This is a genomic window from Brevundimonas diminuta, from assembly GCF_039673845.1.
Lineage (GTDB): Bacteria > Pseudomonadota > Alphaproteobacteria > Caulobacterales > Caulobacteraceae > Brevundimonas > Brevundimonas diminuta_E.
The window spans coordinates 13,755-39,704 of sequence record NZ_JBDJMK010000008.1 but is presented as its reverse complement, the minus strand read 5'-3'; the positions used below and the strand labels follow the sequence as shown (position 1 = coordinate 39,704).

General features: G+C 65.0%; 17 protein-coding genes. 11 read left to right on the top strand and 6 right to left on the bottom strand.

Going from position 1 to position 25,950, the window contains the following annotated elements; all coding sequences use genetic code 11:
• Window positions 1–486 precede the first annotated feature (486 nt).
• From ABE454_RS09915 to ABE454_RS09900, 4 genes are all read left to right on the top strand, one after another.
• On the top strand, window positions 487–1,719 hold the full coding sequence (locus tag ABE454_RS09915) for a hypothetical protein (RefSeq protein WP_346531301.1): 1,233 nt from the start codon (window positions 487–489) through the stop codon (window positions 1,717–1,719).
• A gap of 100 nt (window positions 1,720–1,819) precedes the next feature.
• Window positions 1,820–4,873 (top strand): TonB-dependent receptor, encoded by a 3,054-nt coding sequence (locus ABE454_RS09910; protein WP_346531300.1) that lies wholly within the window; start codon window positions 1,820–1,822, stop codon window positions 4,871–4,873.
• Between the two features lie 84 nt (window positions 4,874–4,957).
• Complete coding sequence (locus tag ABE454_RS09905) at window positions 4,958–6,592, top strand: alkaline phosphatase D family protein (RefSeq protein WP_346531298.1); 1,635 nt, start codon at window positions 4,958–4,960, stop codon at window positions 6,590–6,592.
• Window positions 6,593–6,773: 181 nt separating this feature from the next.
• On the top strand, window positions 6,774–7,484 hold the full coding sequence (locus tag ABE454_RS09900; protein WP_346531297.1) for a DOPA 4,5-dioxygenase family protein: 711 nt from the start codon (window positions 6,774–6,776) through the stop codon (window positions 7,482–7,484).
• 24 nt (window positions 7,485–7,508) lie between these two features.
• On the opposite strand, the gene ABE454_RS09895 is transcribed toward ABE454_RS09900, so the two are convergent.
• Window positions 7,509–8,177 (bottom strand): TetR/AcrR family transcriptional regulator, encoded by a 669-nt coding sequence (locus ABE454_RS09895; RefSeq protein ID WP_346531296.1) that lies wholly within the window; start codon window positions 8,175–8,177, stop codon window positions 7,509–7,511.
• Between the two features lie 160 nt (window positions 8,178–8,337).
• Between ABE454_RS09895 and ABE454_RS09890 the strand changes: the two genes are divergently transcribed.
• Window positions 8,338–9,819, top strand: coding sequence for an MFS transporter (locus ABE454_RS09890; protein ID WP_346531294.1), 1,482 nt, complete (start codon window positions 8,338–8,340; stop codon window positions 9,817–9,819).
• A gap of 22 nt (window positions 9,820–9,841) precedes the next feature.
• On the opposite strand, the gene ABE454_RS09885 is transcribed toward ABE454_RS09890, so the two are convergent.
• Window positions 9,842–12,259, bottom strand: a complete 2,418-nt coding sequence (locus tag ABE454_RS09885) for a TonB-dependent receptor (protein ID WP_346531293.1) — start codon at window positions 12,257–12,259, stop codon at window positions 9,842–9,844.
• Window positions 12,260–12,393: 134 nt separating this feature from the next.
• Here ABE454_RS09885 and ABE454_RS09880 point away from each other — a divergent pair, with 134 nt between their 5' ends.
• The gene (locus ABE454_RS09880) at window positions 12,394–13,059 is read left to right on the top strand and encodes a TetR/AcrR family transcriptional regulator (RefSeq protein WP_346531291.1); all 666 of its coding nucleotides are present in this window, start codon (window positions 12,394–12,396) and stop codon (window positions 13,057–13,059) included.
• Window positions 13,060–13,069: 10 nt separating this feature from the next.
• Here the strand turns inward: ABE454_RS09880 and ABE454_RS09875 are convergent, their stop codons facing one another.
• From ABE454_RS09875 to ABE454_RS09865, 3 genes are read right to left on the bottom strand one after another with little or no spacing between them, the layout of a single operon-like run.
• Complete coding sequence (locus ABE454_RS09875; protein WP_346531289.1) at window positions 13,070–14,491, bottom strand: aldehyde dehydrogenase family protein; 1,422 nt, start codon at window positions 14,489–14,491, stop codon at window positions 13,070–13,072.
• Complete coding sequence (locus ABE454_RS09870) at window positions 14,488–15,627, bottom strand: SO2930 family diheme c-type cytochrome (protein WP_346531287.1); 1,140 nt, start codon at window positions 15,625–15,627, stop codon at window positions 14,488–14,490. The genes ABE454_RS09875 and ABE454_RS09870 overlap by 4 nt, the downstream gene beginning before the upstream one ends.
• 8 nt (window positions 15,628–15,635) lie before the next feature.
• Entirely contained in the window at window positions 15,636–16,877 is a 1,242-nt protein-coding gene (locus ABE454_RS09865) for a parallel beta-helix domain-containing protein (RefSeq protein WP_346531285.1), read from the bottom strand.
• Between the two features lie 263 nt (window positions 16,878–17,140).
• Between ABE454_RS09865 and ABE454_RS09860 the strand changes: the two genes are divergently transcribed.
• Window positions 17,141–18,415: an MFS transporter gene (locus ABE454_RS09860; protein ID WP_430826088.1), complete on the top strand. Its 1,275-nt coding sequence runs from the start codon at window positions 17,141–17,143 to the stop codon at window positions 18,413–18,415.
• A gap of 220 nt (window positions 18,416–18,635) precedes the next feature.
• Window positions 18,636–20,432, top strand: a complete 1,797-nt coding sequence (locus ABE454_RS09855) for an ABC transporter ATP-binding protein (protein WP_346531283.1) — start codon at window positions 18,636–18,638, stop codon at window positions 20,430–20,432.
• A gap of 43 nt (window positions 20,433–20,475) precedes the next feature.
• On the opposite strand, the gene ABE454_RS09850 is transcribed toward ABE454_RS09855, so the two are convergent.
• Entirely contained in the window at window positions 20,476–21,012 is a 537-nt protein-coding gene (locus tag ABE454_RS09850; protein ID WP_346531281.1) for a DsrE family protein, read from the bottom strand.
• A gap of 263 nt (window positions 21,013–21,275) precedes the next feature.
• Here ABE454_RS09850 and ABE454_RS09845 point away from each other — a divergent pair, with 263 nt between their 5' ends.
• The 3 genes from ABE454_RS09845 to nrdH all read left to right on the top strand — a co-directional run bounded on the left by ABE454_RS09845 (window position 21,276) and on the right by nrdH (window position 25,926).
• Window positions 21,276–23,813 carry a TonB-dependent receptor gene (locus ABE454_RS09845; protein ID WP_346531279.1) on the top strand — a complete coding sequence of 846 codons (2,538 nt, stop codon included), beginning with the start codon at window positions 21,276–21,278 and terminating at the stop codon, window positions 23,811–23,813.
• Window positions 23,814–23,824: 11 nt separating this feature from the next.
• Entirely contained in the window at window positions 23,825–25,519 is a 1,695-nt protein-coding gene (locus tag ABE454_RS09840) for an alkaline phosphatase D family protein (RefSeq protein ID WP_346531277.1), read from the top strand.
• A 182-nt stretch (window positions 25,520–25,701) separates the two neighbouring features.
• Window positions 25,702–25,926, top strand: a complete 225-nt coding sequence (gene nrdH, locus ABE454_RS09835; protein ID WP_346531275.1) for a glutaredoxin-like protein NrdH — start codon at window positions 25,702–25,704, stop codon at window positions 25,924–25,926.
• The last annotated feature ends 24 nt before the right edge of the window (window positions 25,927–25,950 follow it).

The window sequence follows — 25,950 nt, the reverse complement described above, 5'->3', positions numbered from 1 at the left end:
TCCCGCCGCTCGCAATGCTATGGTTCGTGTGGTTGTTTGAGTGAGAGAGGATTTAAGTCTGAGATTGCTGGGCTATGGCCTTCGCGACGTTGTCAATACATCTCAAAATATGTCGACATCACGCGATTTTTATACAGATGTATTTTATCGTTATTTTCAATACACTAGTATTTCGTCGGCTTTATGATCGGCGTAATCTGGCAGATTATGAATAAAGTTATTCTAAAACAATTATTTATGGTAACTTTAAGTAATGAGTGGGAATAATTGAGGCTGTCGCTTTTGGAGCGTGGTCTGGTTTCAAAAGCCCTTCGGAATTTTCCGGAGGGCTTTTTTGTGTGCTGGACGCATGATGCAGACCGTCCGTTCGGGGATCTTTTGGCGCAGGACTGTCGTCCAAGCTTGGCTGGACTGTAGCCCGGATGTGAGGCGAGCATCATAAATTTGGCCTAGACGCCGGTCCGTCGCAGACGGGGGCCGACAGGGATGAAATTCAGTATTTCACAGTGGGCGGGCGTGCCTTTGGCGGTGGCGGCTCTGGTCATCGGGGCTGGAATTTTCGGCTTTGGCGGCGCCGCTGATGCGGATGCCGGGACAGTCGAGACAGCGCAGGTTCAGGGCATGGAGGCCCTGATGCGCCTGCCGCTGAGCCAGAACGGCGGGACGTGGGATTCCGGCCATGTGCAGGGGATCGCCGTCGATGTCGAAGGCGGCTTCATCTATTATTCCTTCACCAACCTGCTGGCCAAATATGACCTTGAGGGTCGGCTGGTGGGGACGCTGGTCGGGTGGACCGGCCATCTGGGCGATCTGACGTTCAATCCGGCCGACGGCAGGCTGTACGGCTCGCTGGAGTATAAGGCGGATGAGGCCTTCTACATCGCAGTGATCGACGTCGCGGGCCTTGATCGGGTCGGGGTCGAGGCCAACCGCAGCGACCTGTTCAAGACGGTCCATCTGGCCGAAGTCTGGCATGACTATGCCGCCGATATGGACGGCGACGGGCGGTTTGACGGCGATACGGCGGACACGCGCGATCATCGCTATGGCGCGTCCGGCATCGACGGCGTGGCGTTCGGCCCACGCTTCGGACGCAGGGACGGACCGGTGCTGCTGACCGTGGCCTATGGCGTCTATGGCGATGTGACGCGGACCGACAACGACCATCAGGTTCTGCTGCAATACGATATCGCCGACTGGGACCGTTACGCCCGCCCGCTGTCAGAGGCCGCGCCGCACCGCGAAGGCCCCGCCGCCCTCGACGGCAAGTATTTCGTTCGCACCGGCAATACGACCTACGGCGTGCAGAACCTCGCCTATGGCGCCGAGACGGGACGCTGGTTCATGGGCGTCTATCAGGGCCGCAAGCCCGAGTTTCCCAACTATCTGCTGTTCGCCGTCGATGCGCAGGCCCAGCCCGCGCGCGGCGATCTGATCGGCGTGCCCGCCGCGTCTGGCGGGGGATGGGAACAGGGTCTGCTGTTGCCGCTGGCGTCGGATGGTCTGGAAGACCCGGCCACGGGTCTGCGCGGCTGGCGCTGGAAGGCGGATGTCGGGTTTCAGCCGCTGGGACGCAGCCTCTTCTATGTGGCGGCGAACTCCGGCGGCAAGGGCGCCCAGACGGCCGACATCACCCTGATGCGCTGGACCGGCGACGCACAGGCGCCGTTCGCTCCTGTCGACGCTGAAGAGCGCCTGCAACTGATCTCCGCTCGCTGAGCCGCGCCTGACGGCTGCGTCGGTTCCATCGGGCTGCTGTCACGGCGGCCTGCGACCCCTCGCTTTTTCCTCTCCTCCCCAGTTGTTCGAGTAGATTTCCATGAAGATCCGTTCCCGCCATCTCGCCAGCGCCAGCCCGCGAGCCCTGTTGCTGTATCCGCTGATGGCTGCGGCCTTTGCAGCCGTCGCGCCGCAGGCCGCAGCAGCGCAGACCGCAGGCGAGGCGGCGGTTCAGTCGCCCGCGGCGTCCGGCGCCCTGCGCGGCCGAGTGTTCGACACCGCCAGCGGCGAATATCTCCGCAACGCCGAGGTGCGGATCGAGGGGACCAGCCTGGTCGCCTATTCGGGCGACGGCGGCGTCTTCCGCCTGAGCGGCGTGCCGAGCGGCGAGGTCGTGGTGGTGGTGCGCTACGCCGGTCTGCAGGAAGCGCGCGTGGTCGCCAGCGTCAGCGCGGGCCAGACGGCGGTCGTCGATGTCGAACTGCAGGCGCCGTCCTATGGCGTGGCCAATGACGTCGCCTCTGTCTCGGATGTCGTGGTGACGGCTGCGCGCGGCGGTGAGGCCAAGGCGCTGATGGAGCGTCGGGTGGCGATGAACGCCAAGAACGTGGTCCCGGCCGACAACTTCGGCGCCCTGACCATGGGCGACGTGGGCGAGTTCATGAAGTCCATGCCGGGCCTGTCGATCGACTACACCGAGGTCGACGCCACGGCGGTGCGGATCGGCGGCCTGCCGCCCAAATATTCGACCTTCACCATGGACGGGGCCCGCATGGCCACGGCCACCTCGAACAACAACTCGGGCCGTCAGAACTCTTTCGAGCAGATGTCGATCACCGGCATCGAGACGATCGAGCTGAACCACACCCTGCTGGCCAGCATGGATGCGGACTCGCCGGGCGGCAGCATCAACCTGCGCAGCAAATACGCCTTCCAACTGCCTGAGCGTCAGCTGCGCTTCCAGCTGGGCGGGGTGGCGACCTCGGACTCGGCCCTGTCGCGCCACTACATGCCCGACGACAAGAAGCACGCCAGCCTCTACCCTTCGGCCCAGTTCTCCTACGCCGACGTCTTCATGGACGGCCGTCTGGGCGTTGCCTTCAGCGCCAGCCACAACGCCAACTATGTGCAGCAGGATCGCATCCAGACCGACTGGTCCTATCTGGCCGACGGTCGGGTGCTGCCCTATCAGGTCATGTGGCGTCCGGGGCCCAAGCTGACCAGCCGCACGGCCGCGAACCTGTCTGTCGACTACAAGATCACCGAAGACCTGATCTTCTCGCTGCGCAGCAACTACTCCTTCTATGACGTGGAGTATTTCAATCAGTACACCTATCTGACCTTCGGCACGGCGACCCAGTCCTATGCTGCGCCGGGGTCGACCGGCACGCACATCGTGGTCAATCCGGACGGTAAGAACACCCGTCTGCACACCGGCTATTCGCACCGCTACGCCGGGACGCCGACCTATCTGATCGCACCCAAGCTGGAATATAAGGGCGAGACCTGGGAAGCGGCGCTGCGCGCCAGCTATTCCTCGGCGGAGTTCAACTTCCGCGACACCAGCAAGGGCTTCTTCCAGCGCACCGACAACCACCTGACGGGGATCGGTTTCGAGATGGAGCGCGACTCCACGGACTCCAACGCCTGGTATCTGCGCCAGACGGCGGGCCGTTCGTGGAGCGACCCGATGAACTTCAACCGCGACATCTCCATCGGCAACAACATCCGCACGGCGGAGTCGGACGCCATCAACGACATGTATTCGTTGAACCTGGACGTGAAGAAGCGGCTGAGCCTGGGCGACGTCCACTTCACCCTGATGGGCGGGCTGGGCGCGCGCAGCAACGACTGGCGCACGGACGAGGGTTCGTTCCAACAGTTCAAATACGTCGGCTCCACCGGCGACCTGACCCAGACGTCGGCCGAGGCGGTCATCCCATGGACCCAGAAGTATCGCTTCGAGATGATCGGCTTCGACGCGGGCAATATGAACGCACAGGGCTGGCGGGCCGACAGCCACTACGGGATGTACGACATCTATCGCGAGCACCCTGAGTATTTCGTGGCGGATGAGGTCGGCAACCTGAAGCGCCGCCTCGACAACAACAAACGCGTCAAGGAAGACATCACCTCGGCCTATTTCGAGGCTCAGGCCGATGCCGGTCGCGCCCGTTTCGATCTGGGCCTGCGCTATGAGAAGACCGAGACGGCCTCGCGCGTGGCGATGATCCGCCCGCTGAAGGAAGTCACCGACGCGGGCTATTCGGTGAACACGATCGAAGGTCTGCTCTATCAGTACAACGATGGGACCTATCAGGACCGTAAGGGCGACTACGACGACTGGTTCTGGAGCGGCGGGGTCAAGTACGACTTCACCGACAAGCTGGTCGGCCAGCTGTCCTTCAGCCAGGCGATCCTGCGTCCCGACTACGGCAATCTGGGCGGGGTGGTGTCGGTCAACGACGACACCATGATCGTGACCGTGCCGAACCCGGCGCTGCGTCCCGAGCATTCGACGAAGTATTACGCCAGCCTGCAATATTATCTGGCGCCGGCGGGCATCATCGGCCTGTCGGCCTATCAACTGGACATGGACGACATGCAGGTCACCGGCATGACGGTGAACCCTGAAGACGTCGGCTTCGATCCGGCCGAATACGCGGGCTACACCTTCCGCAGCGCCCAGAACCTGGACGGGACCAGCACCAATCGCGGCGTGGTGCTGGAATATAACCAGCAGCTGACCTTCCTACCGGGCGCGTGGCGCGGGCTGGGCCTGCACGGCTCTGTCACCTATCTGGACCCGGATGGCGAGCGTCAGGGCACGCCGAAGCAGGCGGCCAACTGGGGCGTCCGCTACAACATCGGCCGTTTCGACTTCCAGCTGAACGGCAACTGGCAGTCGAAATACCGGATCAGCGGCCTGAACAACACATCGACCACGCCGAACAACGGCATCCTGTATCATTCGCCGCGCGAGCTGTGGAACGTCAGCGTCAACTACAAGATCAACGACCGCTTTGATCTGATGCTGGCGGGCCGCAACATCTTCAATGCGCCGGACATCATCTACTCCAACGAGCGCGACCGGGTGCAGCAGTACACGGTCTACGGCTCGATGTGGAACATCGGCGTCAAGGGCGTCTTCTGATCCGCCTGCGCGTCTGAAGACCGGGCGGCCGCATCGTCCTGCGACGGTGCGGCCGCCACGGATTGTATTTCCAGGGGATAATCGATGGCTTTGAGGCTTGACCGGCGGCGGCTGGTGATGGGCGGCGGACTGGGGCTGGCGGCTCTGGCCCTGCCGGGCGGGGCGGCGCTGGCGCAACAACTGCTGGCCGCGTCCGGGTTCACGCATGGGGTGGCCAGCGGCGAACCGGGGCCGGATTCCATGCTGTTGTGGAGCCGCTATGCGCCTTCGGGCGGCGGCGATGAAGTGCGGCTGGACGCCGAGATCGCCCTTGATCCGGACTTCCGTCAGGTGGCGGCCCGCGGGGTGGTGCGCACCGGCGCTTATCGCGACTGGACCGCCAAGATCACCCTGGACGGGCTGACCCCCGGCACGACCTATTGGTATCGCTTCATCGGCCCGGATGGATCGATGTCGCAGACGGGCAGGGCGCGAACCCTGCCGGTGGGCCGGACCGAGCGGTTTCGCATCGGCCTGTTCTCCTGCTCCAATCTGCCGATGGGGTGGTTCAACGCCTATGCCCATGCGGCGGCGCGCGATGACGTCGACCTGTGGCTGCACGTCGGCGACTATGTCTATGAATACGGCATTGGCTCCTACGCCGTGGACGACCGCATCGCCGAGCGCGCCGTTCTGCCGGCCCACGACCATGAGATGGTGGCGCTGGCCGACTACCGCCTTCGCTTCGCCTGCTACCGCGCTGATCCCGACCTGCAGGCCCTGCATGCGGCGGCGCCGATGGTCTGCGTCTGGGACGACCACGAGTCCGCCAACGATAGCTGGGAGGGCGGCGCCCAGAACCATCAGCCCGCAACCGAAGGCGACTGGAGCACGCGCCGCGCCGCCGCCGTTCAGGCCTATCTGGAATGGATGCCGATTTCCGAGGAACCGTGGAAATCCTATCCGGTCGGCGATCTGGCGACCCTCTACCGCACGGAATCACGCCTGACCGGACGCACGCGTCAGGCCGACATCGGCGCCGCCTATCGCGAGGGGACCGAAGCCGCCCTGACCGCCTTCCGGGACGGCGTATGGCAGGACGCCTCCGCCTCCATGCTCGGCTCGACGCAGGAGGCGTGGCTCGCGCGCGAACTGCGGATCAACGCGCGGAACACCAGCTGGCAGGTCGTGGGCATGGGCACCATCATGGGCCGCACCGTCATGCCGCAGGACGCCGTCAGCTGGTTGCGCCCGGACCTGAACGAAGGCGCCGTCCGCTCCTTCACCGACGCTGCGCGCGCGGGCCGGGTCGGTCTGCCCATGTGGATGGATCGCTGGGACGGCTATCCGGCGGCGCGCTCACGCTTTCTGAAGGCGGCGCAGGCGGCGGACGCGGATCTGGTCATGCTGTCCGGCGACAGCCATAACGCCTGGGCCTACTCCCTGTCCGAGGACGGCCGCCCGGCCGGGGTCGAGTTCGCCGGTCAGGCGGTGACCTCCAACGGCATCGAGAAACAGCTGGGCGTCGCGCCTTCGGTCGCGGCCCGTTCCTTCATCGCCGCCAACCCCGAGATGGCGTGGGCTCAGCCCAGCGGGCGCGGCTACATGATGATCGACATCACGCCAGAGCGCGTCAGCGGCGAGTGGGTCTTCATGGACACGATCAAGGCGCGCAGCACCGCCGTGGCGGGTTTCCATCGCATGACTGTGCAGAAGGGGCGCAGGCGGTTCGCGGCATGATCAGCCCGGCTGAAACAGACCGTGGAGATAGTTTCTCTGACGCGTGAATAAGGAAAACTGCGTTGCGCCGATATGACCTGATCTTATGTGGTTCCAGCTGTTTCAGGGGATGATGCGCTGCGAGGCGGCATATCCGGATCGGCTGTTTATCGCCCCTGTCGGTTCTGTAGCAGGGGACACCATGACGAAAACACGAGACACGCATTCCTTCGCACAGGCGGATCAGGACTGGGCGGATCTGCTGTCGCCGGGACGGCGCAATCTGCTGGTCGGCTCAGGCCTGGCCGCGGCGGCTGGACTGGTCGGCGGCGCCGGGACGGCGCAGGCTCAGAATGCAACCGGAAGAGGCGCTGCGGCTGCACCCTTGCGGGCGGCTGCGCCTGCTCATTCGGGGCGCAGCCCGTGGGGCTACGAAACCTATAAAGAGCCTGCCGCACAGCCGGTCAGCCTGCGTCCGGGCGAGCAGACCCTGCCGGCGTTGCCGCGCGCCTATACGGACATCAAGAGCTATCACGCCCACATCTATTTCGACGAAGACACCTATGAGAAGGCGGCCCTGCTAAGGAAGTGGGCGATCGAGCGGTTCCCTGTCGAACTGGGCAACTGGAACCTGGAGCCGCGCGGCCCGCACGTCACGCCGTCCTTCTATTTCGGCTTCAGCAATGAGCTGTTGCCGACCCTGGTGCCGTGGCTGCAACTGAACAGTCTGGGGCTGACGATCCTGCTGCACCCGAACACGAACGATCCGCGCGCCGATCACCTGTACTATGCGCTGTGGGTCAACCGGGCGCAGCCGGTGAACGCCTATGGCATGGCCTCGAACGTCAGCGACGACGAGGTGGAGGTCATCTTCCCAAACGTGACGCCCACGGTCCCGCTGGAAAAGGCCTGATAACAGCCAGGGCGGCCCCGCGTCTCAGGCGGCGGGGTCGTCCGGGGCGGCGACGCCCAGCATCCGCAGGCAGTTGTCGGCCACGGCGGCGGCGAAGGCGGTGCAGTCGGGCGTGCGGGCGGCGATGACGTCGTCCGTCGCCCCGTGGACGCCCGAATATATCAACAGCGCCAGCACCCGCGGCTGGTCCGCCGTCCAGGCGCCCGCGCGCCGTCCGCCCTCTATGATGCCCAGCAGCTGATCCAGGATGGCGTTGCGGTTCCTGTTGGCGCGGTCGTGGTGGTGATGGTGGCTGGGATAGACGATGTCGTGCAGGCGATAGGTCTCGACATAGGTCTGGACGTTGACGTGAACCCAGCGACGCAGGCGCGCCTCCCATGCGTCAGGCGGGCAGGCGTCCACCGCCTGCTGCAACCGGTCCATGAACATGGCCGTATAGCGCGCGCCAAGCGCCTCCAGCATTTCGGCCTTGGACGGGAAGTAGTGGTAGAAGGTGCCCTTGGCGACGCGGGCTTCCTGAACGATCTCGCTGATCGTGGTCGCCTCGACTCCCTTGGCCAGAAACAGCTTTTCAGCCGCCGCCATCAGCTCTTCCAGACGGACTTCCGCCGGCTTGGTGCGCGGCGCCCGGGGGGGCGAGCTGTTCGGCTGTACAGGTGATTGGGCAGGGGGCTGAGCCGTTTTCTGGGTCATCGGGCCTTTCCTGTCCTGTCGGGCGGCGGGGGCGAAGGGGGAGGGAACTCTCTAGGCCAGATCGAGGGCGCGGCTCCAATTTAATCCATTGACCGACGGTCGGTCGATATCTATTTCGAGCCCTACAGGCAGGCCCTGCGTCCTGTCAAACGGAGCGCTCATGGATATTCATCGCCGCCGCGCCGCCGCCTGCGCCGCCTTTCTGGGCACGTTTCTGGCGACGCTGGACATCAGCATCGTCAACGTCGCCCTGCCGACCATTCAGGGGGCGCTGAAGACCGACATCGCGGGGCTGCAATGGGTGGTGAACGCCTATGCCGTCGGTCTGTCGGCCTTCATGCTGTCGGCAGGACCGGCGGCGGACCGCTATGGGCACAGGCGATGCTGGCTGGCGGGGGCGGCGCTGTTCACGGCGGCCTCGGCGTTGTGCGGGCTGGCGCCGACCTTGCCTGTGCTGCTGGCGGGGCGGGCGTTACAGGGCGTATCCGCCGCCTTCCTGATCGCGGGGGCGATGCCGATCCTGACCCATCTGTTTTCCGATCCGAAAGAGCGCGCCCATGTCATCGGCGGATGGTCGGCGTTCACGGCGCTGGCGCTGATCATGGGGCCGTTGCTGGGCGGTCTGTTGCTGAGCCGGTTCGGCTGGCAGAGCATCTTCCTGATCAATCTGCCGCTGGGCGCGGCGGCGGTCGCGCTGGGGATGTGGGGCATGTCCGAGCGCAAATATCCGGATCATGCGGCGATGGACCCGATCGGCCAGATATTGAGCATCCTGTCGCTGGGCGCGCTGGCCTACGGCATGATTGACGCCGGGGAGCGCGGCTTTGCGGCGGCCGCGCCGCTGATCGGACTGGCGACCGCGGGCTTCATCGTTTTTGCGGTGGTCGAGACGCGAGCCCGTCGCCCGCTTGTGCCGGTCGCCCTGTTCCGGCGCCGGTCCTTCGCCATCGTCAACGGCGCCTCGTTCATTCTGGGGTTCGCCTATTACAGCAGCCTGTTCTTCGCCTCGATCTATCTGCAACAGATTCAGGGTTGGTCGCCTGCCGAAACCGGTTGGCGGATGATGCCCCAGTTCGTCGCCACGGGCCTGTTCTCTGTCCTGTTCGGGCGGTTCAGCGCGGTGGTTCCGGTGCGTTGGCTGATGATCGTCGGCTATGGTCTGATCGCCGTGTCGATGACCGGCATGGTCATGCTGGAGGCCGGGACTTCATACGCCCTGGTGGCGCTGTTGTTCAGCTTGCTGGGCATGGGGGCCGGACTGGCGGTGCCGGGCACGGGCATCGTCGTCATGGGGATGGCGCCGCCCGAACTGGCGGGCTCGGTCTCGGCGACGATGAACGCCCTGCGTCAGGCCGGGATGACGATCGGCATCGCCCTGCTGGGCGCGCTGATGAGCAGCCGCGCGACCGACGTCCTGTCGAACGCCGTCGAGGGGCAGGGCGCGCCTGATGCGCAGGCCGTCGCGCATCAGGCCGTCATGCAGCATGTCCTTTCGGACAGCGTTCCAGATCTGGCGCGCTTCTATACCGCTGCGATGGAGAGCGGCTTCCATCGGGCCATGCTGTGCGCCGGACTGGCCAGCGCCCTGGCCATGATCGGTCTGGTCGCGCTTGAGGCCTCAGGGCTGAAAGACCGGAATTGAAGAGGCCGGACGCGGCCGAAGCCTAGTAGGTGAAGGTCAGGTCCACGCCCCACATCCGGGGCTCGGTGATGTTGACGAAGGGCGTGCCCATGGTGGTGGCGGTGATGTTGTTGACGCTGGTCACATACTGGTTGTCGAACAGGTTGTTGACGTAGACGCCGAACTGATACCGCTCGTCGGGCGTGCGCCAGTAGAGGCGCGCATCGGTCCGGTTCTGTGCTTCGGACGGATCGAACCACGGGGTTTTCAGGCACGAGCCCTGACCGGTGGAGGTGGTGTTGCAGCGCCCCTTGCCGCGATAGGCGTGGATCACCTGCATGTCGAAAGAGCCCACGCCGCCGATGGAGCGGCGCCAGGATGCACCGACTGCTCCGGACCACAGTGGCTCGCCGGTCGCCTGTCCGGCCAGATCGCCGTCGTCAGTCATTTTCCGCTTGTAGGTGGCGTCGATATACTGGGCGTTGGCGAACAGGTTCAGCCCTTCCAGCGGGTTGACGTCCAGTTGCATGTCCAGTCCCCAGGCCTTGTCGTCGCTGGTTTCGACCAGATACTGCGGCACGGTCGAACCGGCATGGGTGACAAGGCGGATCGATTGCTTGCCGTCGTAGTCATAGCGGAAGGCCGAGACGTTGAAGCGCGCGCCGGGACCGATGTTGCTCTTCAGGCCGATCTCGAAATTCTGGACGTCTTCATTGTCGAAGCGCGAGGCGACCTCGACGCTGTTGAAGCCGCCCGCCTTATAGCCCTTGGCGTAGGAGAAGAAGACCATGGCGTCGTCGGTCAGATGGTAGTCGGCGACGAAGCGGGGGCTGAGGTCCGACCATGAATCCTTCAGTTCGCACGTTACGCCTTCCTGAACGGTGACGCCGTTGTCGCAGGCGACGCCGGCCAGACCGGACAGGTCGAAGACAAAGTCTGAATGAAGGTAGCCCAGCGCCGGCCCCATGTAGGCGTCCAGCACATAGTTGACGGTCGGATCGTTGAGCACGGCGTCCAGCCCCGGCGCGAACCGGCGGTCGTTCAGCCATTTGAACGTTTTCTCATCGCGGGTGTAACGCAGGCCGAACGTCAGGTTCAGACGGTCGCTGGCGGACCAGATGACGTCGGCGAACAGGGCGGCGGCGCTGAAATCGCCCTCATTGATCATATCCTCCTGCCAGCTGTGTCCCAGCGTACTGGCCGGAACGCCAGCCATGTCCAGGATCATGTCGGCCATGGAGAACAGCGGGGCGCCCGCTGCATTGGTCAGGATGGTGTTGATGCTGTCGGTGGTGGCGTAGGTGTCGCTGCGCTGTTTGGCGTTTTCGGAGTAATAGCTGGCGCCTGCGATCCAGTTCAGGGCGCCCCTTTCTCCGGCGAGGCGGAATTCCTGATACCAGGAACGGTTCTTTTCGCGGTTGTTGGTGTCGAAATACAGCTCGGGGCGGTTGGTGCCGTCTTCGTCCTCGCGGTTCTCGGTCTTGAAGGCGCGGGCCGAGGTCAGTGAGGTGAAGTCGATGTCGCCGAAGGCATGGGTGATGGTCAGCACGGCCTCGTCCAGACGGCGCGTTTCATGGTTGTCGATGACGTCGTTGCGGATGCCGGCTTTGAACGGATCGAGGTAGGTCGCCGGGTCGGGCGGAAAGGCCGGCAGGCCGGGCGACGCAGGCAGGGGGGCGACCCCGATCGCCGGACGGGCGTCCTGGTCGATCTCGTCATGGGTCCAGCTCAGGATCATCTGTGTGCGGGGACCAAGATCCCAGCGCAGGGCGGCGCGGGCCGCCCAGTTGTCCTCGCGGGCGTAGTCCTGCCCCGTGACCTCATCGATCAGCCAGCCGTCGCGCCGGTTGACCACCGCATTGACCCGCAGGGCCATGGCGTCGTTGATCGGCAGATTGACCAGGCCCTCAAGACGGCGCTTGTCGTATTCGCCCAGCCGGACGCCCACGCGCGCCTCAAAGTCGTCGCCGGGCTTGTTGGTCGTGATGGAGACGGCGCCGGCGGCGCTGTTGCGCCCGAACAGGGTGCCCTGAGGCCCTTTCAGCACCTCTATGCGGGCGACGTCGCTGAGCGCCAGCAGGCCCGCGCCCGATCGCGCGGCGTAGACGCCGTCGACATAGACGCCGACCGCAGGATCAGTGCCGACTCCGAAGTCCGAGGTCGATACGCCGCGGATGCTGTAGCTGGCCTGGGTCGGGCTGGTGCTCGACACAGTCAGGCCGGGAACAAAGGCCGAAATGTCGCCCATGTCGTCAGCGGCCAGGGATTCCAGCGCCTTGCCTGTGACGACGCTGACGGTGATCGGCACCTCCTGAAGGGCCTGTTCACGACGTTGAGCGGTGACGATCACATCGTCCAGCGCCGTCGCTTCCTGTGCGCGGGCCAATGCGGGCGTGGCAAGGGCGGCCAAGGCCACGCTGCCGGCGAGCGACGCTTTCAGACAGCAGTCCAGTTTGAACATGACGGCCCTCCCAGACCCCCGTTATGCAAATTTACGAAACAGAATAATATTCCGTTTGGCAAGAGCCTGTGTGGCTGTGCAGCTTACAGGGGCGTGGAGACGTGTTAGACGCCCTACAGGTTGAATGAAGAGGAATGACGTCCGTGGCCCCGCGCGTGCTGCAAGAGACCACCCCCGCGCTGGAGCGCAGAACGGCCCCGATGCAGCAACGGGCGCGCGACCGGATTGATCGTGTGTTGACGGCGACGGAAGCCCTGCTGGCGTCACGCCCCGTGGACGCCATCACGACCAGCTCCATCGCGGCGGAAGCGGGCGTGCCGGTCAGTTCGATCTATCGCTACTTTCCGAATGTATTCTCCATTTACAAAGAGTTGTTCGAAACTCTTGTGGCGCAACTTCATGGTCGCATCGCAGAGATCATGGAGGATCCGCAGTTTATGACCTGGCGTGAGCGCCATCTGGAAGTGATGCTGGCCCTGCGTAAAACGCTGAATGAAGATCCAGCCTATCGACCGCTGTTTCACCTGATGCTGACGACGCGCGAACTGCGGGTAGTCAAGGAACAGGCTAATGCGCAGATCGCGGCCTATCTGGCTGCGCGCTGGGAACAGGGCCTGGACGGCTTTCGAGGGGAGACGCCGCTGGCGGTAGCGCGGATGGCCACGGAAATCTTCACCTCTTTCGAGACTTTGACCAGCGGCGACGCCCGGTCCGAGTGGACGGAGCGCATGTTCGCAGAGGCTTCTATCGCGATGGAGCGATATCTTTCGGCCTATCTTAACGACGATACGCGGGCTTAAAGGCTCCGCTTCACATCAGGCGGCGCAGAAGGGCCAGGTCGCGCCTGCTGAACGGCGGATAGCGGATGCTGGCGTCCAGAGCGAAGTTGCGCTTGAGAACTGCGCGCTGGTGACTGAACGCCTCGAAGCTGTAGCGCCCGTGATAGGCGCCCATGCCGCTGGCGCCGACGCCGCCGAAGGGCAGGTTCGGATTGGTCATGAAGACCACGGTGTCGTTGATCGTCACCGATCCTGAGCGAGTGGCGGCGATGATGCGATCAGCCGTCGCCTGTTTCCGGGTGAAGGCATAGAGAGCCAGCGCCGGCGATCGGGCGTTGATGGCGGCCAGGGGCGCATCCAGAGTCTGATAGGGCAGAACCGGCAGGATTGGCCCAAAGATCTCTTCGCTCAGTACGGCGGCGTCAGCGGGCAGATCGGTCAGGATGGTGGGCGCCACATAGCAGGCGTCGATGTCGGCCTGACCGCCCGTGACGGCGCGGCCGTCGCCCAGCAGGGTCTGCAGGCGCGCGGCGTGGCGCGGGTTGATGATGCGGCCTAAGTCCGCGCTCTGTCGCGGATCGTCGCCGAACATGTCGGCGACCGCGCGTTTCAGCTCTTCCAGCAGGCGGGCTTCGACGGAGGCAGAGACATAGACGTGGTCCGGCGCCACGCAGATCTGTCCGGCATTGAGGAAGCGTCCCCAGACGATCCTTCTCGCGGCGACCTTCAGATCAGCCGTCTCGTCGACGATGCAGGGGTTCTGGCCGCCCAATTCCAGAACGACCGGCGTCAGGCGCCTGGCCGCCGCCGCCATGACGATCCGGCCGACCTTTTCGCCGCCAGTATAGAAGATCAGGTCGAAATGCTGGTCCAGCAGGGCGGTAGAGACGTCGGCGTCGCCTTCGATCACCGCAAAGGCGCGCGGATCAAGATAACGCTCGACCAGTTGTTTCAGCAGGGCCGATGAGCGCGGCGCCAGCTCTGAGGGCTTGATAACGGCGCAGTTGCCTGCCGCGATCGCTCCGACCAGAGGGGCCAGAACCAGCTGGAAGGGATAGTTCCAGGCGCCGATGATCAGCGCGACCCCATAGGGTGCGGCATGGACGAAGCTCCTGCCGGGCTGAGCGGCCAGCGGCGTCGCCACGCGCTGTGGCCGCGTCCAGCGGCGAAGGTGTTTGCGGGCGTAGGCCGCATCCTTTGCGACCAGGTCGATCTCGGCGGTGCAGGATTCTGCGAAAGGTTTGCCCAGGTCGTCTTTCAGGGCGGCGGCGATGTCGGCTTCATTCTCGATCATCATCCGCTGGACGGCGCTCAACTGGTCCCGTCGCCAGGACATGTCACGGGTCAGGCCGCCCTCGAAAGTCGTGCGAAGGGCGTTTACAGCCGTCGGGACGCCGGCAGCGGTTCCGATGTTCCGGTCCTTCACGGTCGATGCGGGCGCGGCGGTCGTCACTGACAGTTTCCTTCCATGGCGTCGATCCAGAAGCGGATCAGGGCGACGCCTTCATCGTGGCGGGTCGAGCGGCCGATCTCGGGCATCATGACCGCCGGATGGGTCGAGGCCATGCGGTAGGGCACGATGGAGTCCTCAGCCTTGCCCGGCACGATGTCGTAACGCAGGTTGCCGGTTCCGGCTCCGGCGGCGACCGGCGGTTTGCACAGCCCGGCTGATCCCGTCAGCGGGGCCGAGGCGTTCAGATAAAGGCCAGAAGTCGCGGCCGCCCCGACCGGGTTGTGGCAATGGCCGCAGTTGACGTCGAGATAGGCGCGGGCGCGCGCTTCGGTCGATGCGCTGGCGTCGGTCCATGAGGGCTGAAGCGGAACCTGCTCCGGCGCGACCAGTCCCTTCAGATAGCCCATGGCGGCCAGATGGATCAGCTGGTTCTCCGAACGGTCCGAATAGGCGAAGTCACGATTGAGCAGCCGCGCCTTGGGACCGATCGGCTGGATGACGCGGGTGGCGACATTAGTCGCATGGCAGGCCGAACACTGGGTCGCATTGGGCACGATGTAGGAAAAGGCTTCTTCCGAACCATCTTCCCGCGCCAGCGTCAGCGGTACCACGGCGCCGATCCGGTGCAGGACTGCTTCTGTCTGGGCGTCGTTCCACAGATAGGTCAGGGCGGTCCAGCCGTCATCGCGACGGATCAGCAGCCGCGTCTCGATCATGCGCACCTGCTTCAGGTTCAGGCCCTCGCCGTCGTGGATCGTCGCCTGATCCGCTTGTTGCAGCACGCGTCCGCCGCGACCCTTCTGATAGAAGAAGGTCTTGGTGATGACAGTTCCGATGGGGAAGGACAGCACGTCGTTCGCGTCATAGTCGGCCGCCGCGCCGGGCGGCATCCAGATCGTCCGCAGCTTCTGCGCATGGTCGGTGAACAGCGGCGTCGTCAGGTCATAGGGCGTGACGCGCGCGCCCAGAACCAGGGCGCCGTCCGATATCTGGACCATGCCCCAGTCCCGGAGGGATTTCGGGTTCTCCGTCGCGAAGAAGGTCGGGTCGGCCATGGGTTCGGCCTGGGGTTTGGTGCAGCCTGCCGCTCCGCTCAGGAGCAGCAGGCCAAGGGCGAACAGACGAAGCGGTTTCATGGGCCGTGTCAGGCTTCCGGCAGGACGACGGGCTTGAGCCGGGGCAGGGTGCAGCGGTGCGGCGTGATGTCCGTGCTGGGGTTGGCGTATTTGTTCGGCCCGTCCATGTTGAGGACGCCGGCGTCCCCGTTGTCGATGCACAGGCGAAGTTCGGCCGGAAGCTGACCGTTCACCAGCTTCTTCGGATTGACGTAGCCGTCCCACAGGATGTCGGGGAACCGGCCGGTCGGGCCGAATTTGGCGATGCGCAGGGCCTGGAATTCCAGGCCGTCGGGCGCATTGCCGCCGCCGCTGAAGCGGTTGTCCTTGATCAGGATGGCTTCGGGATAGGGGTCGAAGTCCTCGCTCATGGCGCTGTCGGAATAGCCTGCCGAGAACAGGGCCGAGATGATGATGTTGGCCGTCTTGTTGTCGGCGATGTCGTTGTCGAAAATCTCGACCTGATCGTTGGAGTTGACGATCACGCCCGTGCCTGCCGGGACGCTGGCGACCGGGGTGCCGGCATGGCCGAAGTTGCGCGTGTTGTTGGCGACGGCGCGGTTGTTGTAGACGCGGGTCCGGTACCCCGCCTGCTGCAACTGGGGCATGTTGAAGACCAGAATGCCGCCGGTGTTGTTGGTGGCGACGTTTTCATAGACGTCGGCGTCGATGCAGTTCTCGATCTCGATGCCGGCGACGTTGAACTCGGCCCGGTTGCGGCGGACCACGACATTCTGGGACTGGCCGACATAGATCCCGGCGTCCGAGGCGCCGATGGCGACGCTGTCTTCGATCAGGACGTTCTTGGTCTGAACCGGGTAGATGCCATAGGCGCCGTTCTCGGTCTTGGGTCCTTGAGTCCATTCGGTGCGGATTTTCCGCACGATGATGTTCTCGCCCTTGTTGATCTTGATGCCGTCGCCCTTGGTGTCTTCGATCGCCAGGTTTTCGATGGTGAAGTTGCTGGCGGTGACGAGCAGGCCCTGAGCGCCGGCGGCCTGATTGCGGAAATTCAGGATGGTCTTGTCCATGCCCTGGCCGCGAATGGTCACGCCGTCGACCACCAGGCTCAGTTCCGTGTCGATGGCGAAGACGCCAGCCGGAATCTCGATCACCGAGCCGGGCTTGGCGTCCATCAACAGCTCCATCAGCTCATTCTGATAGGTGGTGTTCGCCTTCGACAGGTCCGTACCCTTGTCGGCGGGTGTCTTTGACCCGCAGGCGCTCAGCGATAGCGCGATTGCGACCCATAGCCATGTGTGCGTTTTCATGATGTCCCCCTCCAGAACGCTCGTGAAAGTCAGCCTGACGGCACGTTTTCATAACGGTGGTGTTTGGGCAAGATGAAAATGAAACAGTTTCTGTTTTTGGGTTGGGGCATCCCTGATGCACAGACAAGGCGGATGCTCGCATCCCTGTGACTATCATTCTGCATCCTGTCGTCGCACAACGGCGCAGAGGGGAGGGACGCTGTGATCCTTGGCGTCACTCTGGCTTGGCTAAACGCAACGGTAGGGCCTGAATGATGTCGTCCATGAGCAATGCAAGGCGTCTCAGGAACATCATAGGCGGATCTACCGGCAATCTGGTCGAGTGGTTCGACTGGTATGCCTATGCGGCCTTTGCCCTCTATTTCGCGCCGGTCTTCTTTCCCAGTGATGACAGCACCGCCCAGCTTTTGGGCGCGGCGGCCGTTTTCGCGGTCGGTTTCCTGATGCGGCCCATCGGCGCCTGGATCATGGGCGTCTATGCCGACCGTCGGGGGCGGAAGGCGGGGCTGACTCTTTCCGTCACCTTGATGTGCGCCGGATCGTTGCTGATCGGCTGTACGCCCGGTTTTGACCAGATCGGCATCGCCGCGCCGGCGCTGCTGCTGATCGCGCGATTGTTGCAGGGGATCAGTGTGGGCGGAGAGTATGGCTCGTCGGCGACCTATCTGTCTGAAATGGCGACGGCGAAGAACCGCGGCTTCTGGTCCAGCTTCCAGTATGTGACGTTGATATCCGGTCAGCTTCTGGCGCTGTTGCTGCTGATTGTCCTGCAATCAGTGATGTCGGAACAGGCGCTGGGCGCCTGGGGGTGGCGTATTCCCTTCTTCGTCGGTGCGGGCCTGGCCGTGGTGGTGTTCTGGTTGCGCCGTGGACTGGACGAAACGAACGCCTTCAAGGCCGAGGACACGCGCGCTGCGCCCAAGTCCAGCGCCACGCTGCTGATCCTCAAGCATCCAAAGGAGGCGCTGCTGGTCATGGGGCTGACGGCGGGCGGCACGCTCGCCTTCTATACTTACACCACCTATCTGCAGAAATTTCTGGTCAACACTTCGGGCTTTTCTAAGGACGCGGCCACCCAGATCAGCGCGGCGGCGCTGTTGGTTTTCATGCTGTTGCAGCCGGTCGTAGGCGCCTTGTCGGACCGGGTCGGGCGTCGCCCTGTGATGATCGCGTTCGGCGTTCTGGGCGTGCTGTTCACCGTCCCCATCATGACCGCACTGGCCACGGTAGACAGCGCGCCTGCCGCCTTTGCGCTGGCCTTGGCCGCGCTTATCATCGTGTCCGGCTATACGGCCATCAATGCGGTGGTGAAGGCCGAGTTGTTCCCTGCGCATGTTCGCGCTTTAGGTGTTGCTCTCCCTTACGCTATCGCCAATGCCGTGTTCGGGGGCACGGCGGAATACGCGGCCCTGTGGTTCAAGTCCCAGAACAACGAGAGCGCTTACTTCTGGTATGTGACAGTCATGATCGGCCTCTCGCTGATCGTGGTCGTCTTCATGCGGGATACCAAGCATAAGAGCATGATCGGCCACGAGTGAAAGACGAAACGCTCTTGCGAAACGGGATTCAATTCTGTTAACGGCGAGGCAGTCCAACTGATCAAGGGAAGGAGGGCGTGATGATGAATAAGACCATGCGCCTTCGCGGCGTCCCATGCCCCGGCGGTCGTAGCGACCGCTGACCTTCCTGCCGGCTCTGGCTCAGAGCCGTTCCGATCATTGCCGAACCAAGGGCTGCGCGTTGTCGCAGCGAACTTTCATGACAGATCAAGATGAGGCGGATGCGCCCCTGCGCGCCGCCGTGCTGGGCCGGGTGCTGGCCTTTACCTTCCGCCTGTGGCGCAGGACTCCTGCGCTGGCCGTCGCCTGTGGCGGCGCCATGTTGCTGGCGACCCTGACAGAGGTTTTCACGCCGCTCTTTGCCGGGCGGATCATCGACGCGGTCGGACGTGGCGATGCGCAGGCCGCCTGGATGGCGTTCGGCGTCATCACCCTGCTGGGCGCGGCGATGGTGGTGTTGCGGCATCTGGGCTGGTGGGCCGTCATTCCCCTGACACTGAACATGATGCGCGATGTGACCCAGGAAGGGTTCGCTCGCGTGCAGAGGCTGTCGACCGACTGGCACGCCAACGCCTTTTCCGGCTCTACGGTCCGGCGCATCACGCGCGGCATGTGGGCGCTGGATACGTTGAACGATGTCCTGTTGCTGGCTCTGCTGCCGTCGATGACCGTGCTGGCGGGGACGGTGATCCTGCTGACGCTGCACTGGCCCGTGCTGGGGCTGGTGATGGGCGTGGGAGCGACGGCCTATATCGCCCTGACGGTGGTTCTGGCCACGCGTGTTCTGGCGCCCATCGCGCGGCTGTCGAACCAGTGGGACACAAAGGTCGGCGGCGTTCTGGCCGACGCCATCGGCGCCAACGCCGTGGTCAAGGCCTTTGGCGGAGAAGCGCGCGAGGAGGCCTTCCTCGCCCGCGCGCTGACCAAGTGGGGCAAGCGGACGCGGCGCACATGGTCCGCCTTTACCTGGATGGGGACGGGGCAGGTGGCCTTGCTGTGGCTGATCCGTCTGGCAGTGACGGGCGTGGCCCTGTGGCTGTGGATGCGGGGACAGGCCAGCGCGGGCGACATCGCCTATGTGATCACCAGCTATCTGGTGCTGAACGGCTATCTGCGCGAGATCGGGATGCACATCCATCAGCTCCAGCGCTCGGTCAACGAGATGGAGGAACTGGTCCAGTTGCATGACGAGCCGCTGGGCGTGGCCGATCGCGCCGATGCGCAGCCGATCCGCATCACCGACGGCGCCATCCGGTTCGAGGACGTGACCTTCCGCTATGCGGGGCAGGACGCCGCGCTGTTCGACGGGCTGGATGTGACTGTGCCAGCGGGCCAGCGCGTGGGTCTGGTCGGGCGGTCCGGCTCGGGCAAGACCAGCTTCATCAAGCTTATCCAGCGGCTGTATGACGTGAACGGCGGCCGCGTCCTGATCGACGGTCAGGACATCAGCCTGACGACGCAGGCCTCATTGCGTCGACAGATCGCCATCGTCCCGCAGGAGCCGATCCTGTTCCACCGCTCGATCGCCGAGAACATCGGCTATGGCCGCCCCGGCGCCACGCAGGCGCAGATCGAAGAGGCGGCCCGTCTGGCCAATGCACATGACTTCATCGTGCGTCTGCCCAAGGGCTATCACACCCTGGTCGGCGAGCGCGGGGTCAAGCTGTCCGGCGGCGAGCGCCAGCGGGTGGCGATCGCCCGCGCCTTTGTCGCGGATGCGCCGATCCTGATCCTGGACGAGGCAACCTCCAGCCTCGACTCCGAGAGCGAGGCCGCCATTCAGGAGGCGATGGAGCGACTGCTGGTCGGGCGCACGGCCCTGGTCATCGCGCACAGGTTGTCGACGGTGCGGGCGCTGGACCGGATTCTGGTGTTTGCGGGCGGACGGATCGTCGAGGACGGCTCCCACGACCAACTGCTACGGGCGCCCGAAGGCCGCTATCGACGGCTGTTCGAGCGACAGTCGGGCGCCAGCCCCGAAATCCGCGAGGATTAATACAGGGCGGTGAAACTGGCCGCCCTGTATGGGGCGCCGCCGGTCAGTTGATGACCAGGGCGTAGCCTTGCTGCTGGTGGTGGATGACGGTCATCAGGGCGGCGACGTCGACCTGGACGGCGGGATTGAGGTCGGCGGGGGTCAGGCCGTTGGCGACCATCGACTGGCCGCACAGGCGTAGCTGCACGCCTGCGGCGGCCAGGTTGCGGATCAGTTCGCTGTTCGGATTGACGTCGCCCTTGCCGCGGGCGGCCCAGGCGGCGTCGGTCAGGGTCGACAGGGTGGAGCCGCCGTGCATCACCACCACGATCTTGCGATGCTGCTGGTCGACGCCGCCCGCGTCCAGAATGTTGACCAGACGGGCCACGCGCTCCAGCACCTTCAGCGGCTTGTCGTCCGGTCCGCCCTGCGTCAGATCCATGATGACGCGGTATTCGCGATCGGCGATGGGCTGTTCGCCCGCGCTCGGCAGGGCGGTGAAGCCGCCATAGCCGCCCGATACGGCCTGGGCCGCCGCCGGAGACGCCGCAGCGGCGGCGAGAAACAGGGCGGCGAAGGTGGCGGCGATGGCGGTCTTCATGGCGTATCCGGGTCTGAAAGCGGCGAAAAGGTCGGTGCAGGCGGGGCCTGCGGGGGCGCGTCCGATAGGCGTTCAGTCCGTCAGTATACGCTTTTGAGTCAAGTCGCGGACGCGGGCCAGGACGGCGGCGGGTGATAAATCGCCGTTCCCGGATGTCTATTCGTTGAACGTAAGCATCAGGTTCATCTTGGGGTTGCGTATCCGTCGCGGGGCTGACGCCGACGCCCACTAGGCATCCTGCACTCAAGCTAGGGGATGCAGTGATGAAGTCCGTTGTAAACAAGCCGGTGCTGATGGCCGGGGCCGCGATGTTGAGCCTGTTGGCCGCCGGCGCCGCGCAGGCAAAGACTGAGGCTCTGGCCGTAGATCAGACGCCCGAAGCGGCCTCGGCCGTCGACGACATCGTCGTGACCGCCCAGCTGCGCGCGCAGGATCCGATCGAGGTGCCGTTCGCCCTGACGGCCTACAGCGGCGCTTTCCTTGAAAGCCTGGGCGTGCAGGAGTTCGACCAGCTGTCGGCCTTCGTGCCGGGCTTTCTGGTGCAGAACCAGTCGCCGAACAATCCGGGCTTTGTGATGCGCGGGATCACCTCGGACTCGGGCGCCGCCACGGCCGAGCCGCGGGTGTCCGTCTATCAGGACGGGGTGTCGATCTCGAAGTCGCGCGGCTCCTATGTCGAGCTGTTCGACATGGAGCGGATCGAGGTGGCCAAGGGGCCGCAGTCGACCCTGTATGGTCGCGGCGCCCTGATCGGCGCGGTCAATCTGGTGCAGAACCGCGCCCGCCTCGGCCGGTTCGACGCCGCCGCCCGTATCGAGGCGGGGGACATGGATTACCGTTCGGTCGAGGGCTTTGTGAACGCTCCGCTGGGCGAGACGGGCGCCCTGCGTCTGGCCACGCGGATGAAGACGCGCGACGGCACGGTCGAGAACCTGCTGGGCGGCGAAAACTACAACTCCATCGAGACGAAGGCCGTGCGTCTGTCGGGCGCCTGGGCGCCGACGGAGAACCTGTCGTTTGACCTGATCGCCAACTATCAGGTGGATGACGCCTCGGCGACCTCGTTCAAGTCCATCGCCTATAACCCGGCCGATCCGAACACCGGCGCGGTGCTGGGCGGACGTGATCCGTGGGAGGGCGCGGCCCTGACGCCGGGCGCCGACTTCGACGGCGGGGTCGGGCTGGGGCTGGACCGGGAAGTGTGGGGCGTGACGGGGCTGGCCAAATGGCGGCTGTCGCCGTCGCTGACGCTGAACTCGACCACGGCCTACCGCACCTTCGACTCGACCGAGGTGTTCGATCCGGACGGCCTGTCGCTGCCGCTGCTGACGGCGGCCGAGCACGCCCACGGCAAGCAGTGGAGCCAGGAACTGCGCCTGAACTACGACAACGGCGGGCGCGTCAGCGGCTTCGTCGGCGCCGGGTGGTTCCGCGAGGAAGGCTTCCAGCGGATGCCGACCCAGTTCGATGAGCGTCTGGCTCTGGTGCAACTGGCCGGGCTGCTGGACGGAAACCCGACGGGCGTGGGCCACAACACCCTGCCGATGGCGGCCTATCCGACGCTGGCGCGGCTGGCGCTGGCGCAGATGCTGACGCCGCTGGGCGGGGGCGCCCTGGCCGGGCCGATCGCCGATAATCTGAAGTCGGCCCATATCGAGACCTCGACCAACTTCGGCGAGCTGACGTCGTGGGACGTGTTCGGCGATGTGACCGTGCAGGTCACGGATCGACTGGAGATCGCGGGCGGCCTGCGCTGGACCACGGATGACAAGACGACGGGTTATTCCGCCGCCGTGCTGAACGGACGCTCGACGCTGGGCGGTCTGTTGGCCGTGGCGCAGGGCGCCGTGCCGCCTGCGCAGGTTCCGACCCTGTTGGGCGCGCTGGCCAATCCGCTTTACGGCCAGCTGCCCGCGACGATGGTTCCCCTGTTCGGCATCACCAGCCAGCCGACGGCGGGCAACGGGAACCGCATCGATGCGGATCACAAGGACGACGGCTTCACCTGGCGCCTGAACGCCCGTTACGCCCTGTCGGACGACGCCAGCCTGTACGCCAACTATGCGCGCGGCCGTCGCCCGGAGGTGCTGGAAGTGCGCGGCCCCTCGGCCCCGCTGGGCGCGCCCCAGTTCGAGGTGGTCCCGGCTGAAACCGTCGACAGCTTCGAGGTCGGCTATAAGACGGCGCTGATGGATCGGCGCCTGCGTCTGGACGCGGCGGTCTTCTACTACGCCTATGACAACTTCCAGACGACGCAGCAGGAAGGCGTCCGCTTCGTCACCATCAATGCGGGCGAGGCCAGCGCCTATGGCTTTGAAGGTCAGGCGGCCTTCGCCGTGGCGCCGACGTTCGATCTGTTCGCCACCTATGGCTACAACCACTCGCGCTTCGACAGCGGGGCGCGCAAGGGCAACAGCTTCCGCCTGTCGCCGGATCATATGGCCTCGATCGGGGCGACGTGGCGCCTGCCGGTCGAAAGCGGGACGTTCGAGGTCCAGCCGACCTATACGTGGCAGTCCAAGGTCTTCTTCGACGACGACAACGACCGTCCGGACCTTCAGACCGGCAACTTCGTGCCCGACCTGATCCAGGACGAATATCAGGACGGCTATGGCCTGCTGAACCTGCGGGTGCGCTACGCCCCGTCGAACGGGAATTGGGGCCTCGAGGCCTTCGGCGACAACATCCTGGACGAGAAATACATCAAGGACGCGGGCAATACCGGCGATGCGCTGGGCCTGCCGTCCTTCATCGCCGGACGCGGGGCCAGCTATGGCGTCGCCTTCACCCTGCGCTACTGAGGGCCGCGAAGATGAGCATGAACCGTCGCGGCCTTCTGGGCCTGTTCGGAGCGGGAGCGGCGGCCGGTTGCGCCACGCTTCCGTCGGGCGAAGACGTCGCCGTCGCCTTTGCGCACGGCGTCGCCTCGGGTGATCCGGCGACGGATCGGGTCATTCTGTGGACGCGGGTGACGCCCGAGGTCGGACAGGCCGGGCCGGTGACGGTCGTCTGGCGCGTGCTGGAAGGCGAGGGCGGCCGCGTCGCCGCCACGGGCCGCATCACGACCGGGCCGGAGCGCGACTATACGGTCAAGGTCGATGCGGCGGGCCTGCGTCCCGGACGCGACTATCGCTATGACTTCGCCGTGGGCGAGGCGCGCTCGCCCATCGGTCGGACGCGTACGCTGGCGGCCAATGGCGTGGAGCCGGTCAATCTGGCGGTGGTGTCGTGCCAGTTGCACCCCGGCGGCCTGTTCAACGCCTATGAGGCCATCGCCGCCCTGCCGTCCGTGGACGCCGTGGTCCATCTGGGCGACTACATCTACGAATACGGAGCGGAAGACGACGCCTATGGCATGGCGACAGGGGCCAAGCTGGGCCGCGTGCCGCAGCCGCCGCATGAGATCGTCACCCTGGCCGACTATCGGCTGCGTCACGCCCAGTACAAGACCGACGTCGATCTGCAGGCCGCCCACGCCCGTGCGCCCTTCATCTGCGTCTGGGACGACCATGAGACGGCCAATGATTCCTGGATGCACGGCGCCGAGAACCATCAGCCCGAGACGGAAGGCGACTTCGCCGTGCGCAAGGCGGCGGCGCTGAAGGCCTATTATGAGTGGATGCCGATCCGCGAGGCGGCGCCGGGCGCCCTGCAGGAGGCGATCCACCGCAGCTTCCACTTCGGCGATCTGGCCAGTCTGATGATGGTCGAGACGCGGCTGACCGGCCGCACCGAGCAACTGGACTATGCGAAGGATCTGACGGCCAAGGAGGGGCCGGCCGGCGAGCCTGTGCTGGATCTGGACGCCTTCCGGGCCAGGCTGAACGATCCGTCGCGCGATCTGATGGGGCCGCAACAGCGTGACTGGCTGAAGCGTGAACTGGCGGCCTCCAAGGCCAAGGGGCGTCCGTGGCAGGTGCTGGGCAATCAGGTGGTGGTGGCGCGCGTCGCCGGGCCTGACGTATCGCGCACCTTGACCGAGGCGCAGATTCAGGGAATGATGAGCCAGATTCCAGAGGCTTATCGCGAACAGTTCGAGCAGGCTCTGTTCCTGTTCAGCATGGGGCTGCCGTTCAATCTGGATGCGTGGGACGGCTATCCGGCCGGGCGCGAGCGGCTGTATGGCGCCTTCGCCGAGGCGGGGGTTCAGCCCATCGTCCTGTCCGGCGACAGCCATGCCTTCTGGGTCAATGAGCTGAAGGACGCGGGCGGCGCGCGCCGGGCGATCGAGTTCGGGACCAGCGCCGTGTCCAGCCCCTCGATCGGCGACGCCATCGGCGGCTTCCCGCTGGGGGCCGCGCTGATGCAGGCCAATGAAGAGGTCGTCTTCTGCGACCAGTCGGCCAAGGGCTTCATCGTCCTGACCCTGACGGCGGAACGGGCCGAGGCGGCGCTGATGCAGGTGTCGACCATCTTCGCCAAACCGTTCGAGGTCACGGCGCTGAAACGTTACACGGTGGCGCGCAACGGCGCCCTGGGCGAGGCGACGGACACTGTCCGCGGCTAAGGCCTTCAAACGGATGGAAGATCGGGGACGGGCGGCGCAGGCGGCCCGTCCCTTTTTTCATGCCGGGCGCGGGCGAAGCGATCACAAACACCGAATTGCGAGTGATAACGTCTCGCAATTTCTAAATGGAGTGGTATGAATCGCTTCGTCTACTAGATTTAGTGGCTGAGGGAGCCTTTGTCATGTCCATCACCGTCTACAGCAAGCCCGCCTGCGTTCAGTGCGACGCCACGACACGGGCGCTGGATCGGCAGGGCCTGGCCTATCAGGTGGTCGATCTGACGCAGGATCAGGCGGCCTATGATCAGGTCACGGCGATGGGTTATCGGCAGGCGCCGGTGGTGGTGGCGGGCGACGACCACTGGGCCGGTTTCCGCCCCGACAAGATCGGCGCCCTGGCGGCCTGAACCGGTCCCTCAAGCAGCGCGCTC

Bases quoted from the DNA above. Each gene is read 5' to 3' on its own strand.
- ABE454_RS09865 (WP_346531285.1), bottom strand. From the start codon at position 16,877: ATGAAAACGCACACATGGCTATGGGTCGCAATCGCGCTATCGCTGAGC.
- nrdH (WP_346531275.1), top strand. From the start codon at position 25,702: ATGTCCATCACCGTCTACAGCAAGCCCGCCTGCGTTCAGTGCGACGCC.
- ABE454_RS09850 (WP_346531281.1), bottom strand. From the start codon at position 21,012: ATGAAGACCGCCATCGCCGCCACCTTCGCCGCCCTGTTTCTCGCCGCC.
- ABE454_RS09890 (WP_346531294.1), top strand. From the start codon at position 8,338: ATGGATATTCATCGCCGCCGCGCCGCCGCCTGCGCCGCCTTTCTGGGC.
- ABE454_RS09910 (WP_346531300.1), top strand. From the start codon at position 1,820: ATGAAGATCCGTTCCCGCCATCTCGCCAGCGCCAGCCCGCGAGCCCTG.
- ABE454_RS09840 (WP_346531277.1), top strand. From the start codon at position 23,825: ATGAGCATGAACCGTCGCGGCCTTCTGGGCCTGTTCGGAGCGGGAGCG.
- ABE454_RS09880 (WP_346531291.1), top strand. From the start codon at position 12,394: ATGACGTCCGTGGCCCCGCGCGTGCTGCAAGAGACCACCCCCGCGCTG.
- ABE454_RS09905 (WP_346531298.1), top strand. From the start codon at position 4,958: ATGGCTTTGAGGCTTGACCGGCGGCGGCTGGTGATGGGCGGCGGACTG.
- ABE454_RS09860 (WP_430826088.1), top strand. From the start codon at position 17,141: ATGAGCAATGCAAGGCGTCTCAGGAACATCATAGGCGGATCTACCGGC.
- ABE454_RS09845 (WP_346531279.1), top strand. From the start codon at position 21,276: ATGAAGTCCGTTGTAAACAAGCCGGTGCTGATGGCCGGGGCCGCGATG.
- ABE454_RS09885 (WP_346531293.1), bottom strand. From the start codon at position 12,259: ATGTTCAAACTGGACTGCTGTCTGAAAGCGTCGCTCGCCGGCAGCGTG.
- ABE454_RS09915 (WP_346531301.1), top strand. From the start codon at position 487: ATGAAATTCAGTATTTCACAGTGGGCGGGCGTGCCTTTGGCGGTGGCG.
- ABE454_RS09870 (WP_346531287.1), bottom strand. From the start codon at position 15,627: ATGAAACCGCTTCGTCTGTTCGCCCTTGGCCTGCTGCTCCTGAGCGGA.
- ABE454_RS09900 (WP_346531297.1), top strand. From the start codon at position 6,774: ATGACGAAAACACGAGACACGCATTCCTTCGCACAGGCGGATCAGGAC.
- ABE454_RS09895 (WP_346531296.1), bottom strand. From the start codon at position 8,177: ATGACCCAGAAAACGGCTCAGCCCCCTGCCCAATCACCTGTACAGCCG.
- ABE454_RS09855 (WP_346531283.1), top strand. From the start codon at position 18,636: ATGACAGATCAAGATGAGGCGGATGCGCCCCTGCGCGCCGCCGTGCTG.